This is a genomic window from Pseudomonas salmasensis (assembly GCF_014268375.2).
GTDB classification, from domain to species: Bacteria; Pseudomonadota; Gammaproteobacteria; order Pseudomonadales; family Pseudomonadaceae; genus Aquipseudomonas; species Aquipseudomonas salmasensis.
In genome coordinates, this window is record NZ_CP077083.1 from 1,047,863 (window position 1) to 1,061,943 (window position 14,081).

Below are 14,081 nucleotides of genomic sequence, written 5' to 3' on the forward strand. Positions count from 1 at the left end.
TACAGGTTTACCGCTATCAGGCCATTTCCGCCGTGGTCTCGAACTCGAAGGTCAGCTCGCCATCCTTCAGGTCGATGTGCACCACGCCGCCATGGTCGGAGAGTTCGCCGAACAGGATCTCTTCGGCCAATGGCCGCTTGATCTTGTCCTGGATCAGACGCGCCATTGGGCGAGCGCCCATTGCCGCATCGTAGCCGCCCTCTGCGATCCAACTGCGGGCCGCTTCCGTCACATCCAGCTGCACGCGCTTGTCTTCCAGCTGCGCTTGAAGCTCGGTGAGGAACTTGTCCACCACGCTTTTGATGACCTCATGGCTGAGGCGACCAAACTGGATAATGGTGTCCAGGCGGTTGCGGAACTCCGGCGTGAAGCTCTTCTTGATCACTTCCATGGCATCGGAAGAGTGATCCTGATGCGTAAAGCCGATCGAAGCCCGCGCCGCGGTTTCAGCACCGGCGTTGGTGGTCATGATCACGATCACGTTGCGAAAGTCTGCCTTGCGCCCGTTGTTGTCGGTCAGGGTGCCGTGGTCCATGACCTGCAACAGCAGGTTAAAGACTTCCGGGTGCGCCTTTTCGATTTCGTCGAGCAGCAATACGCAATGCGGCTGCTTGGTGATCGCCTCGGTCAACAGGCCGCCCTGGTCGAAGCCGACATAGCCCGGAGGCGCACCGATCAAGCGCGACACCGTGTGGCGCTCCATGTACTCGGACATGTCGAAACGGACCAGCTCGATGCCCATGGCCTTGGCCAACTGGCGAGCCGCCTCGGTCTTGCCGACGCCGGTCGGGCCTGCGAACAGGAACGAACCGACTGGCTTGTCCGGCGACTTGAGGCCCGCACGGGACAACTTGATCGCCGTGGACAGCGAGTCGATGGCCGCATCCTGGCCAAACACAGTGAGCTTGAGGTCGCGCTCCAAGTTACGCAGCAGCTCCTTGTCGGAACTGGTGACGTGTTTTGGCGGAATCCGCGCGATCTTGGCCACGATATCCTCGACCTGAGGCACGTCGATGCGCTTCACGCGCTTCTCGACCGGCTGCAGGCGCTGGTAGGCACCCGCCTCGTCGATCACATCGATGGCTTTGTCTGGCATGTGGCGGTCGTTGATGTAGCGCGACGCCAGCTCAGCCGCCGCACGCAGGGCCTCATCGGTGTACTCGATGCCATGGTGCGCTTCAAAACGCCCCTTGAGCCCGCGCAGGATGCCGATGGTGTCTTCAACCGACGGCTCGGACACGTCGACTTTCTGGAAGCGACGCGCCAGGGCGCGGTCTTTTTCGAAGATGCCGCGAAATTCCTGGAACGTGGTCGAACCAATGCAGCGGATATCACCCGAAGACAGCAATGGCTTGAGCAGGTTGGAGGCGTCCATCACCCCACCGGAAGCCGCACCGGCGCCAATGATGGTGTGGATCTCGTCGATGAACAGGATGGCCTGCGGGCGTTTTTTCAGCTCGCCGAGCAACGCCTTGAAGCGCTTCTCGAAGTCGCCACGGTACTTGGTCCCGGCGAGCAACGCGCCCAGGTCAAGAGAGTAGACGACACTGCTGGCCAGCAGGTCTGGTACCTGGTTGTCGACAATGCGCTTGGCCAGGCCCTCGGCAATCGCGGTTTTACCAACGCCCGCCTCGCCCACCAGCAACGGGTTGTTCTTGCGACGACGCGCCAGGATCTGCGCTACACGTTCAACCTCATGCTCACGTCCCACCAGCGGGTCGATCCGCCCCTGGCGCGCCATTTCATTGAGGTTGCTGGCATAGGCATCCAGCGGGTTGCTGGAAGAAGAAGACTCACCGCCCTCCTCGTCCTGCATATCCTGCTCGCCCTCGGAATGATCCCCGTGCCCAGGCACTTTAGAGATACCGTGGGCGATGTAATTGACCACATCAATACGGGCAACGCTCTGCTGCTTGAGCAGGAACACGGCCTGGCTTTCCTGTTCGCTGAAAATCGCCACCAGCACGTTCGCGCCCGTGACTTCACGCTTACCGGAGCTCTGTACGTGGAACACAGCACGCTGCAATACCCGCTGGAACCCCAGGGTTGGCTGGGTTTCGCGGTCCTCGTCATGCACGGGGATCAGTGGCGTGGTGGAGTCGATAAACTCCTGCAGATCATGCTTGAGCTTATCGAGGTTGGCGCCGCACGCACGCAGAACGGTGGCGGCAGCTTCGTTATCCAAAAGTGCCAGCAAAAGGTGTTCGACGGTCATGAATTCATGACGCTTCGAACGAGCCTCCTTGAAGGCAAGATTGAGGGTGACTTCGAGCTCGCGGTTTAACATAGCTTCACCTCATACCCAAGTGGTCGGCGTTAACCGTCCTTCTCGATTTCACAGAGTAGCGGATGCTGGCTTTCCCTGGCGTACTGGTTGACCTGCATGGCCTTTGTCTCGGCGATGTCGCGGGTAAACACTCCACATACTGCCCGTCCTTCTGTGTGAACGGCCAGCATTACCTTGGTCGCCAACTCGCGGTTCAGGTTGAAAAACACCTCGAGCACTTCGACGACGAAATCCATCGGTGTGTAGTCATCATTAAACAAAACCACCTTGTACATCGGCGGCGCCTGTAAAGCAGGCTTCGCCTCCTGAACAGCAATGCCTGCAGAACCGTCGTCGTCATGTTCCTGATCCGGGCGATCCTGATTGAATGTTAGTCGAATCTGGCTGTTTGCATGCATGGGAAAGAAAGGTTCGTCAGTGGTTCAATTACAGTGGTGGGGGCGACCTGTCAGAATTTCAACTCTGACCGCTTGGTCGCCTTGACTATCGGCGAAACGGTGTTACAACAAATAGAGCCCACAGTGGGTAAAAAAGGTCCGCGCAGTCAACCTTATTTATTCGGGTTAGGACGGATAGACAGGATGATACTCCAGTGATGGAGTCTGGTGCAGAGGGATATGGGAATGGCTAGTGGTAAGGTCAAATGGTTCAATAATGCCAAGGGTTTCGGCTTCGTCATTGAAGACGGCAAGACTGAGGACCTTTTTGCGCATTTCTCAGTGATCAAGATGGAAGGCTACAAAACGCTGAAAGCGGGTCAGCGTGTCAACTTTGAAATCATTCAAGGGCCAAAAGGCATGCATGCCGTAAATATTGTTGATGCGCCTGCCACTGCGGAGGGTGCGAAAGAGACAAAGGTTGAAGAATCAGAAAAGCAACAAGCCTGACCAGCCATAAAGCAAACCGGCCGCCCCGAATCATCAGGGCGGCCGGTTTTCTCTGCCTGTTTACATATGTTTGATCAACGCATCACCAAAGCCCGACGACGACACCAACGTAGCGCCTTCCATCAGACGCTCGAAATCATAGGTCACGGTCTTGGCCGAAATCGCGCCATTGGTGCCCTTGATGATCAAGTCAGCCGCCTCGACCCAGCCCATATGCCGCAGCATCATTTCCGCCGACAGGATCAATGACCCAGGGTTGACCTGATCCTTGCCCGCATATTTAGGCGCAGTACCGTGGGTGGCTTCGAACATAGCCACGGTGTCCGACAGGTTGGCCCCCGGTGCAATACCAATACCGCCCACTTCCGCCGCCAAGGCATCGGACAGGTAATCACCATTGAGGTTGAGGGTCGCAATCACGTCATATTCAGCCGGGCGCAGCAGGATCTGCTGGAGCATGGCGTCGGCAATGGCATCCTTGACCACCACATTCTTGCCGGTCTTGGGGTTCTTGAACTGCATCCACGGCCCGCCGTCGAGCAGGGTCGCGCCGAACTCTTCAGCCGCTACCTCGTAGGCCCACTCCTTGAAGGCCCCTTCGGTGAACTTCATGATGTTGCCTTTATGCACGATGGTCAGCGAATCGCGGTCGTTATCCACCACATACTGCAGAGCCTTGCGCGCCAGGCGTTTGGTGCCCTCTTTGGAGACCGGCTTGACGCCAATCCCGCAATCCTGGTCGAAACGGATCTTGGTAACGCCCATTTCTTCCTTGAGGAATTTGATCACCTTGATCGCTTCCGGCGAACCGGCCTTCCACTCGATGCCCGCGTAAATATCCTCGGAGTTCTCACGGAAGATGGTCATGTCCACGTCACCAGGCTTTTTCACCGGGCTGGGCACACCTTCGAACCAGCGCACCGGGCGCAGGCACACGTACAGGTCGAGTTGCTGGCGCAGCGCCACGTTCAGCGAGCGGATGCCGCCACCCACCGGTGTGGTCAGCGGACCTTTGATGGACACCACGTAATCCTTGACCGCATCCAGGGTTTCCTGGGGCAGCCACGTATCCTGGTCGTAGACTTGCGTGGCCTTTTCGCCAGCGTACACCTCCATCCAGGAGATTTTGCGCTTGCCGCCGTAAGCCTTTTCAACAGCGGCGTCGACCACCTTGATCATCACCGGGCTGATGTCGACGCCAATACCGTCACCTTCGATGTAAGGGATGATCGGTTGGTCAGGAACATTGAGAGAATGGTCTGCATTGACGGTGATTTTGTCGCCGACTGCCGGAACCTGAATCTTCTTGTATCCCATGCTGAACTCCATCTATGGATTGAACATCTGGCTGCGTTCGAGCCTACTCCAGATAAATGGCGACTGAAACCTCACGCCATGCTCATTTGCATCGAAAACAGCATATTGGGTGGCCTACAAGCCTGAAAGCAAAGGGAAAAGCGCCAATCTTGAGCACATCCCACCACCCCGTGCACCTGCGACCTTTAGACCAATGGACGAGCCTCCTTTTTCATGAAGGCTCAGCGTAAGCATAGCGACCTATGTATAATGCCGCCGCTGACCAAAGAGTCACGACGGCGGACCGCTCTAGAACGTAGCCTTTCGCCAGAAAGCCGGACTATTACCATAGCCCACCCGCTTGACGCTCGACTGATGCAAACCAACATCACCGCGAAGAAACCTCGACATTTCGCTCATGGATGACTTTGAACGAACGCGCTCTACCCGGCGCATCTCGAGTTTCTGCGCACGCTTTCAGCAAAGAAGAGAGTTAATCCGAATATGCCCACCCGCTCGAAGATCATCTACACCTTCACCGACGAAGCCCCAGCCCTCGCCACCTATTCACTGCTGCCTATCGTAGAGGCCTTCACCGCTTCCGCTGATATTGCCGTGGAAACCCGCGACATTTCCCTCGCCGGGCGCATCCTCGCAAGCTTCCCCGAGCAACTGGGCACCAAGGCCATCCCGGACCACCTCGCCGAACTGGGCGACCTGGCCGTTACGCCTGAAGCCAACATCATCAAGCTTCCCAACATCAGCGCCTCGACCCCGCAGCTGCAAGCCGCGATCAAGGAACTGCAGGCCCAGGGCTACGCCCTGCCGGACTACCCTGAAACCGTAACCACCGACGCGGAAAAAGAAACCCGTGCACGTTACGACAAGGTCAAGGGCAGCGCCGTGAACCCGGTACTGCGCGAAGGCAACTCCGACCGTCGCGCACCGCTGTCGGTCAAGAACTACGCACGCAAGCACCCGCACAAGATGGGCGCCTGGGCCGCCGACTCCAAGTCGCACATTGCCCACATGAACAACGGCGACTTCTACGGCAGCGAAAAAGCCGCGCAGATCGAAGCCGCTGACGCTGTCAAAATTGCGCTGGTTGCAAAGGACGGCACCACCACCGTCCTGAAGGAAAAGACCAACGTACAAGCCGGCGAAATCATCGACACCGCCGTGCTGAGCAAGAAAGCCCTGCGCAGCTTCATCGCCGCTGAAATCGAAGACGCCAAGAAGCAAGGCGTGCTGCTGTCGGTTCACTTGAAAGCCACCATGATGAAGGTCTCCGACCCGATCATGTTCGGCCAGATCGTTGCCGAGTTCTATAAAGACGCCCTGGCCAAGCACGCCCCGTTGCTTGAGCGGATCGGCTTCAACCTGAACAACGGCATCGGCGACCTGTACGCCCGCATCAAGGCCCTGCCGGCCGACCAGCAAGCGCAGATCGAAGCCGACATCCAGGCGGTCTACGCCGCGCGCCCTGCCCTGGCGATGGTCAACTCCGACAAAGGCATCACCAACCTGCACGTGCCGAGCGACGTGATCGTCGACGCCTCGATGCCAGCGATGATCCGCGACTCCGGCAAGATGTGGGGCACCGACGGCCAACTGCACGACACCAAGGCTGTGATCCCGGATCGCTGCTACGCCACCATCTACCAGGCGGTCATCGAAGACTGCAAGGCCCATGGCGCCTTCGACCCAACCACCATGGGCAGCGTGCCAAACGTTGGCCTGATGGCCAAGAAAGCCGAAGAGTACGGCTCCCACGACAAGACCTTCCAGATCAAGGCTGACGGCGTTGTCCGCGTCACCGACAGCCAGGGCAACCTGCTGATGGAACAGAACGTCGAAGCCGGCGACATCTTCCGTATGTGCCAGACCAAAGACGCGCCGATCCAGGACTGGGTCAAGCTCGCCGTCAACCGTGCCCGCGCCAGCAACACCCCGGCCATCTTCTGGCTGGACCCTAAGCGCGCCCACGATGGTGTAGTCGTCGAGAAAGTTCAGGCTTACCTCAAAGACCACAACACCGAAGGCCTGGACATCCGCATCATGGCCCCGGTCGATGCGATGAAGTTCACCCTGGAGCGCACCCGCAAGGGCCTGGACACCATCTCGGTGACCGGCAACGTACTGCGCGACTACCTGACCGACCTGTTCCCGATCATGGAACTGGGCACCAGCGCCAAGATGCTGTCGATCGTGCCGCTGATGAACGGTGGCGGCCTGTTCGAAACCGGCGCTGGCGGCTCGGCTCCAAAACACGTGCAGCAACTGCTGGAAGAAAACTTCCTGCGCTGGGATTCTTTGGGCGAGTTCCTGGCCCTGGCCGCCTCCCTTGAGCATTTGGGTGTGACATACAACAACCCGAAAGCCCTGGTGCTGTCCAAGACCCTGGACCAAGCCACTGGGCAGTTCCTGGACAACAACAAGTCGCCATCGCGCAAAGTCGGCAACATCGACAACCGCGGCAGCCACTTCTACCTGGCGCTGTACTGGGCACAAGCCCTGGCCGCCCAGACCGAAGACACTGCACTGCAAGCGCAGTTTGGCGAACTGGCCAAAACCCTGGCCGAGAACGAAGCAACCATCGTTGCCGAACTCAACGCCGTACAGGGCAAGCCAGTGGACATCGGCGGCTACTACGCACCGAACCCAGAGCTGACCAGCAAAGCCATGCGCCCAAGCAACACCCTCAATGCGGCAATTGCCAAGTTGAAGTAAGGTTGTAAGGATGCAAAGAAGCCCCGGCCAAGTGCCGGGGTTTCTGTTTCGGGGCTTCATTGAAGAAACCTAATCAAATGTGGGAGCTGGCTTGCCTGCGATTGCAGTCTGTAGGAGCGAGCTTGCTCGCGAAAAACGTCAACGATAACGCGTGCTTACTGAATGAACGCGGCGCCTTTGAATTTTTCGCGAGCAAGCTCGCTCCTACAAAAAAGCCTTAATTGACTGGCATCAAGGCAAGCCAGCTCCCACATTGACCGTGCCACCTTCCAGATACCGAGGCTTGCAATGACCTGGCTCCCCCACATCACCGTCGCCACCATCGTCGAAGACAACGGCAAGTTCCTGATGGTCGAAGAACTCAAGGGCGGCCGCGCCGTGCTCAACCAGCCCGCCGGCCATCTGGACCCGAACGAAACCCTGACCGAAGCCGCCGTGCGCGAGACGCTGGAAGAAACCGGCTGGGACGTGGAAGCTACCGGCATCGTCGGCATCTACCTGTACACCGCACCCAGCAACGGCGTGACCTATCAACGGGTCTGCTTTATCGCCAAGGCCCTGAAACACCACCCGGGCTACCAACTGGACGAAGGCATCCTGCGCGCCCGCTGGCTAACCCGTGACGAGCTGATGGCCGTGCGCGACGACTGGCGCAGTGAGCTGATCATCCGCTGCATCGATGATTATCTGGCCGGCCAGCGCCACAGCCTCGAATTGATCCGCCCTTCTCTTTAGCCTTGCGGGCCCAGGCCTGCTAGAATCGCGTCCTTTTTCAAGACACCCGTTGAAACCCTATGCGTGATACAGCCCCTTCTGACACACAAAAGAAGCGCGTCATCGTCGGCATGTCCGGCGGCGTGGACTCTTCCGTTTCCGCCGTTCTGCTCATGGAGCAGGGTTATGAGGTGGAAGGCCTGTTCATGAAGAACTGGGAAGAAGACGATGGAACGGAATACTGCACCGCCATGGACGACCTGGCGGACGCCCAGGCCGTGTGCGACAAGATCGGCATCAAGCTGCACACCGCCAACTTCGCCGCCGAGTACTGGGACAACGTGTTCGAGCACTTCCTGGCTGAATACAAGGCCGGCCGCACGCCGAACCCGGATATCCTGTGCAACCGCGAAATCAAGTTCAAGGCGTTCCTTGACTACGCCATGATGCTCGGCGCCGACCTGATAGCTACCGGCCACTACGTGCGCCGCCGCGATATCGATGGCCGCACCGAATTGCTCAAGGGCCTGGACCCGAACAAGGACCAGAGCTACTTCCTGCACGCCGTGGGCGGCGAACAGATCGCCAAGACCCTGTTCCCGGTCGGCGAGCTGGAAAAGCCCGAAGTGCGCAAGATCGCCGAGAAACATGGCCTGGCCACCGCCAAGAAGAAAGATTCCACCGGCATCTGCTTTATCGGCGAGCGTCGCTTCAGCGATTTCCTCAAGCAATACCTGCCCGCGCAACCGGGCGAGATCAAGACCACCGACGGTGAAGTGATCGGCCGCCACCATGGCCTGATGTACCACACCATCGGCCAGCGCCAGGGCCTGGGCATTGGCGGCCTGAAGGACGCAGGTGAAGAGCCGTGGTACGTGCTGGTCAAAGACCTGGAAAACAACGTGCTGGTGGTCGGCCAAGGCAATGAGCACCCGCTGCTGTTCTCCGGCGCCCTGCTCGCTTCCGAGATCTACTGGGTCAACCCTATCGACTTGAGCACCCCGCGCCGCTTGACCGCCAAAGTGCGTTATCGCCAGAGCGACCAGCCCTGCACCCTGGAAAAGACCGCCACCGGTTACCGCGCCACCTTCGATGACCCGCAACGCGCGGTCACCCCTGGCCAGTCCGTGGTGTTCTATGACGGTGAAATCTGCCTGGGCGGCGGCGTGATTGAAGTCGCGCAAGCCTGGAGCAACCCGGCATGAGCCCGACCCAGGAGCAATTGACGGCCCTTGGCGGTGTGTTTCTCGCTGCGGTACTGGTGGACAAGATCGCCAAGACCGGCCAGGTCACCGAAGCCGGCCTGACCTGCATGCTCGGCAGCCTGCTGATCCGCGACCCCAAGGACACCCTTGAGGTTTACGGCGGCGACGACCTGGCCCTGCGTGAAGGCTATCGCGCCCTGATCGGCGCCCTGGAGCGCGACCCCAGCACCTTGCAGCGCGAGCCGTTGCGCTACGCCCTGTCGATGCTTGGCCTTGAGCGCCAGTTGGCCAAGCGCGACGACCTGCTGGACACCATCGGCAAGCGCCTGCCGCAGATCCAGTCCCAGGTAGAACACTTCGGCCCTGCCCACGAAAACGTGATCGCAGCCTGTGGTGCGCTGTACCAGGACACCTTGAGCACCCTGCGCCAGCGCATCCAGGTGCACGGCGATATGCGCAACCTGCAACAACCCAACAACGCGTCGAAAATCCGCGCATTGCTGCTGGCCGGTATTCGTTCGGCACGCTTGTGGCGCCAGCTGGGCGGTCATCGCTGGCAGTTGGTGATCAGCCGGCGCAAATTGCTCAAAGAGCTTTACCCGTTGATGCGCAACGAATAAGTCGCACCAGCAGGCTGTTTTCAAGCCATTACGCGTAATACGCCGGTCAGTTGGCGACGGACCGGCGGATTTTTTCATGTATGATACGCGCCCCATTTCGTTGCCCGACTGTCCGAGAACACCCCATGCAGCTCTCTTCGCTCACTGCGGTTTCCCCTGTTGACGGCCGCTACGCCGGCAAAACCCAGGCCCTGCGCCCTATTTTCAGCGAGTACGGCCTGATCCGTGCCCGTGTCCTGGTTGAAGTGCGCTGGCTCCAGCGCCTGGCCGCTCACGCTGCCATCAGCGAAGTGCCGGCGTTTTCCGCCGAGGCCAACGCTGTATTGAACACCTTGGCGGAAAACTTCTCCCTGGAGCACGCCGAGCGTGTGAAAGAGATCGAGCGCACCACCAACCACGACGTCAAAGCCATCGAATACCTGCTCAAAGAGCAAGCGGCTCAGTTGCCGGAGCTGGCCCAGGTCAGCGAGTTCATCCACTTTGCCTGCACCAGCGAGGACATCAACAACCTGTCCCACGCCCTGATGCTGCGCGAAGGCCGTGATGACGTGATGCTGCCACTGATGCGCCAGACTGCCGAAGCCATCCGCGAGCTGGCGATCCGTTTCGCTGGCGTGCCGATGCTGTCGCGCACCCATGGCCAGCCGGCCTCGCCAACCACCCTGGGCAAAGAACTGGCCAACGTGGTGTACCGCCTGGAGCGCCAGATCGCCCAAGTCGCCGCCGTGCCATTGCTGGGCAAGATCAACGGCGCCGTAGGCAACTACAACGCCCACCTGTCGGCCTATCCTGAGATCGACTGGGAAGCCAACGCCCGCGCCTTCATCGAAGACGAGCTGGGCCTGGGCTTCAACCCCTACACCACGCAGATCGAACCGCACGACTACATCGCCGAGCTGTTCGACGCGATTGCACGCTTCAACACCATCCTGATCGATTTCGATCGCGATATCTGGGGTTACATCTCCCTGGGCTACTTCAAGCAGCGCACCATTGCCGGCGAAATCGGTTCGTCGACCATGCCGCACAAGGTCAACCCGATCGACTTCGAAAACTCCGAAGGCAACCTGGGTATCGCCAACGCCCTGTTCCAGCACCTGGCCAGCAAGTTGCCGATCTCTCGCTGGCAGCGCGACCTGACCGACTCCACTGTACTGCGCAACCTCGGCGTGGGCTTTGCCCACAGCGTGATCGCGTACGAAGCCAGCCTCAAAGGCATCAGCAAGCTGGAGCTCAACGAGCAGAAGATTGCCGCTGACCTGGACGCGTGCTGGGAAGTACTGGCCGAGCCGATCCAGACCGTGATGCGCCGCTACAACATCGAAAACCCCTACGAGAAGCTGAAAGAATTGACGCGCGGCAAGGGCATCAGCCCCGAAGCGCTGCAAACTTTCATCGACGGCCTGGACATGCCAGCTGCGGCCAAGGCCGAGCTGAAACTGCTCACCCCGGCCAACTACATCGGCAACGCTGTAGAGCAAGCCAAGCGCATCTGATCCAAGCAAGCTCCTTTGAGACGCCCGGCCGCGCCGGGCGTTTTTATTCCTGTCTTAAAAGTGCTTTTTTTCAATAGGTTACACATGAATCCTGATATCCCTCTTCAACTTCTGGGCGGCATCACGGCACGGGAATTCCTGCGCGACTACTGGCAGAAAAAACCGCTGCTGATCCGCCAGGCCATCCCTGACTTCGAAAGCCCGATCGACGCCGACGAACTGGCAGGCCTGGCCCTGGAAGAAGAAGTCGAGTCGCGCCTGGTGATCGAACACGGCGAGCGCCCGTGGGAACTGCGCCGCGGCCCGTTCGCCGAAGACGCTTTCAGCACCCTGCCCGAGCGTGAGTGGACCCTGCTGGTGCAGGCGGTCGACCAGTTCGTGCCGGAAGTGGCCGAGCTGCTGGAGCACTTCCGCTTCCTGCCGAGCTGGCGTATCGATGATGTGATGATCAGCTTCGCCGCGCCGGGTGGCAGCGTCGGCCCGCATTTCGATAACTACGATGTGTTCCTGCTGCAAGCCCAAGGCAAGCGCAACTGGAAGATCGGCCAGATGTGCAACTCCGAAAGCCCGTTGCTGCAACACGCCGACCTGCGCATCCTCGCCGAATTCGAAGAAAGCGCCGAATGGGTACTGGAACCGGGCGACATGCTCTACCTGCCGCCACGCCTGGCCCATTTCGGCATTGCCGAAGATGACTGCATGACCTATTCCGTGGGCTTCCGCGCGCCGAGCGCCGCTGAAGTGCTGACCCACTTCACCGACTTCCTCAGCCAGTACCTGACCGACGAAGAGCGCTACACCGACGCCGACGCCCAGCCGGTCAGCGACCCGCACCAGATCCAGGGCGACGCACTGGACCGCCTCAAGGGCCTGCTCGCCGAGCACATGAGCGATGAGCGCATGCTGTTGACCTGGTTCGGCCAGTTCATGACCGAGCCACGCTACCCGGAACTGGTGGCCGGCGAAGAGTTGGGCGAAGAAGACTTCATCAACAGCCTGCAAGACGGCGCGATCCTGGTGCGCAACCCAAGCGCACGCCTGGCCTGGTCCGAAGTGGACGACGACGTACTGCTGTTCGCCAGCGGCCAGAGCCGTTACCTGCCAGGCAAACTGCGTGAACTGCTGAAGCTGGTGTGCTCGGCCGATGCACTGCACAGCGAAAACCTGGGCGAGTGGCTGGCCGACGAAGACGGTCGCGACCTGCTGTGCGAACTGGTCAAGCAAGGCAGCCTGGGGTTTGCGGATGAATAAAATTCACGTAAGTGTCGCGGACTGGCGAAAGGATATCGACGAGATTCGGCGCATTCGTGAAGCGGTATTTATCGCTGAACAATCGGTCCCGCCTGAACTGGAGTGGGACGCGGACGATGCCGATGCGGTGCATTTTCTGGCATTCGAAGGCGATTTCCCGATTGGCACTGCTCGACTGCTGCCCAGCGGCGAGATTGGTCGCGTATCGGTGCTCAAGGACTGGCGCGGGCTGAAAGTCGGCGACAAGCTGATGGAAACAGTGATTGGCGTGGCCGAGCAACGTGGCCAGACCCGGCAGTTCCTGAGTGCGCAGGTGTATGCGGCGCCGTTCTATGAGCGACTGGGTTTCAAGATTGTCAGCGATGAGTTTCTTGAAGTCGGGATTCCGCATGTGGATATGGTGCGCGATAGCTGATTTGAGACCGCGTCGCCTTTATCGCAGGCAAGCCAGCTCCCACATGTGAATGCATTCCAAGTGTGGGAGCTGGGTTGCCTGCGATAGCTATTTCAGCAACACCCTAATGCCCTGCCATGCCAGGGCATTTTGCCGTCTACGATTCAACTTGCACCCTGCCAGGCCGACAAACTGGCACTATCAAGCAAATGACTCGCAGAGATAACGGACATGTCCCTACGCACCCTGCTCACCGCCCTCCTGATGACCGTCAGCGCTTGCGCCATGGCCGCCACCGAAGTCGTCAACCTGAACAACCGCACCAGCACCGACCTGTTGCCGGTCGCGCAAAACTTCATCGGCAAGGACGGCACCGTCAGCGCCTACGGCAACCAGCTTATCGTTAACGCCGAGCCCGCCAAAATCGAGGGCTTGCGCGCACTGCTCGGCCAATTGGACACACCGGCCAAACGCTTGCTGATCACCGTCGACACCAACGAGAACAACCAGCAGAACAGCGGTGACAGCCAGACCCGCATCATCAGCTACGGCACTGCCAGCCGCGACGGCGGCGTGCAGCAGATCCAGGCCAGCGAAGGCGTACCCGCGCTGATCCAGGTCGGCCAGAGCGTGCCGCTGACCACCACGCAGCAGGACAGCTATGGCCGCCTGCAGAACCAGACCCAGTATCGCAACGTCACCCAGGGCTTTTACGTGACCGCCAGCGTCACTGGCGAGACCGTGCACCTGGCTATCAGTACCAACCGTGACCGGATGAGCCAGGAACGTCCCGATGTAGTGAACGTGCAAAGCACCGACACAACCGTCAGCGGCCGCCTGGGTGAGTGGATCCCCCTGGCCGGCATCAATCGTGAAACCCAGGCGGACAAATCCTCTACAACCCGCAGCTACTCTACTCAGGGCCGCGATGACCTGACTTTACGGGTCAAGGTCGACACCCTGAACTGAAGCACCGAAAACTGACTGGCAAGTCGCATTAGACTAAAGATGTAGTGCTTGAAAAAAAGCACTACAAAACATTTGACGAGCCAAAAAAGCATGGGCATGATGGCCTCGCTCCCGCTAATCAGAGGCCCTGGCTAGGGCCTTCGGATCGCCGCTCTAAGCTACCCACCTGAGCCGATTCGTGTCTGTACCACCCACAAGGTGTGTTTGACGTTGGTTGCGACTGGAACGAAGT

12 protein-coding genes are annotated in these 14,081 nt (G+C 59.5%); 9 read left to right on the forward strand and 3 right to left on the reverse strand.

Annotated features, from left to right (window positions below):
- Window positions 1-16: 16 nt before the first annotated feature.
- Both clpA and clpS read right to left on the reverse strand, forming a co-directional pair.
- Window positions 17-2,287, reverse strand: coding sequence for an ATP-dependent Clp protease ATP-binding subunit ClpA (clpA, locus tag HU731_RS04365; protein WP_003192090.1), 2,271 nt, complete (start codon window positions 2,285-2,287; stop codon window positions 17-19).
- A 29-nt stretch (window positions 2,288-2,316) separates the two neighbouring features.
- On the reverse strand, window positions 2,317-2,685 hold the full coding sequence (clpS, locus tag HU731_RS04370) for an ATP-dependent Clp protease adapter ClpS (RefSeq protein ID WP_005789091.1): 369 nt from the start codon (window positions 2,683-2,685) through the stop codon (window positions 2,317-2,319).
- Window positions 2,686-2,904: 219 nt separating this feature from the next.
- Here clpS and cspD point away from each other — a divergent pair, with 219 nt between their 5' ends.
- Window positions 2,905-3,174 carry a cold shock domain-containing protein CspD gene (gene cspD, locus HU731_RS04375; RefSeq protein ID WP_275970810.1) on the forward strand — a complete coding sequence of 90 codons (270 nt, stop codon included), beginning with the start codon at window positions 2,905-2,907 and terminating at the stop codon, window positions 3,172-3,174.
- Between the two features lie 60 nt (window positions 3,175-3,234).
- On the opposite strand, the gene icd is transcribed toward cspD, so the two are convergent.
- Entirely contained in the window at window positions 3,235-4,491 is a 1,257-nt protein-coding gene (icd, locus tag HU731_RS04380) for an NADP-dependent isocitrate dehydrogenase (RefSeq protein ID WP_186609208.1), read from the reverse strand.
- 483 nt (window positions 4,492-4,974) lie between these two features.
- On the opposite strand from icd, the gene HU731_RS04385 reads away from it, so the two are divergent.
- The 8 genes from HU731_RS04385 (at window position 4,975) to HU731_RS04420 (ending at window position 13,849) form a co-directional block, all read left to right on the forward strand.
- Window positions 4,975-7,200 (forward strand): NADP-dependent isocitrate dehydrogenase, encoded by a 2,226-nt coding sequence (locus tag HU731_RS04385; RefSeq protein WP_186609206.1) that lies wholly within the window; start codon window positions 4,975-4,977, stop codon window positions 7,198-7,200.
- A 288-nt stretch (window positions 7,201-7,488) separates the two neighbouring features.
- Window positions 7,489-7,935: an NUDIX hydrolase gene (locus HU731_RS04390; protein WP_186609204.1), complete on the forward strand. Its 447-nt coding sequence runs from the start codon at window positions 7,489-7,491 to the stop codon at window positions 7,933-7,935.
- A gap of 59 nt (window positions 7,936-7,994) precedes the next feature.
- On the forward strand, window positions 7,995-9,119 hold the full coding sequence (gene mnmA / locus HU731_RS04395) for a tRNA 2-thiouridine(34) synthase MnmA (RefSeq protein ID WP_186609202.1): 1,125 nt from the start codon (window positions 7,995-7,997) through the stop codon (window positions 9,117-9,119).
- Window positions 9,116-9,739, forward strand: coding sequence for a high frequency lysogenization protein HflD (gene hflD / locus HU731_RS04400; RefSeq protein WP_003192101.1), 624 nt, complete (start codon window positions 9,116-9,118; stop codon window positions 9,737-9,739). The genes mnmA and hflD overlap by 4 nt, the downstream gene beginning before the upstream one ends.
- A gap of 125 nt (window positions 9,740-9,864) precedes the next feature.
- On the forward strand, window positions 9,865-11,235 hold the full coding sequence (gene purB, locus HU731_RS04405) for an adenylosuccinate lyase (RefSeq protein ID WP_186609201.1): 1,371 nt from the start codon (window positions 9,865-9,867) through the stop codon (window positions 11,233-11,235).
- An 84-nt stretch (window positions 11,236-11,319) separates the two neighbouring features.
- Window positions 11,320-12,486 carry a ribosomal protein uL16 3-hydroxylase gene (locus tag HU731_RS04410; RefSeq protein WP_014718907.1) on the forward strand — a complete coding sequence of 389 codons (1,167 nt, stop codon included), beginning with the start codon at window positions 11,320-11,322 and terminating at the stop codon, window positions 12,484-12,486.
- Window positions 12,479-12,901 carry a GNAT family N-acetyltransferase gene (locus HU731_RS04415; protein WP_056783669.1) on the forward strand — a complete coding sequence of 141 codons (423 nt, stop codon included), beginning with the start codon at window positions 12,479-12,481 and terminating at the stop codon, window positions 12,899-12,901. The genes HU731_RS04410 and HU731_RS04415 overlap by 8 nt, the downstream gene beginning before the upstream one ends.
- Before the next feature lie 210 nt (window positions 12,902-13,111).
- Window positions 13,112-13,849, forward strand: coding sequence for a secretin N-terminal domain-containing protein (locus tag HU731_RS04420; protein ID WP_186609199.1), 738 nt, complete (start codon window positions 13,112-13,114; stop codon window positions 13,847-13,849).
- The last annotated feature ends 232 nt before the right edge of the window (window positions 13,850-14,081 follow it).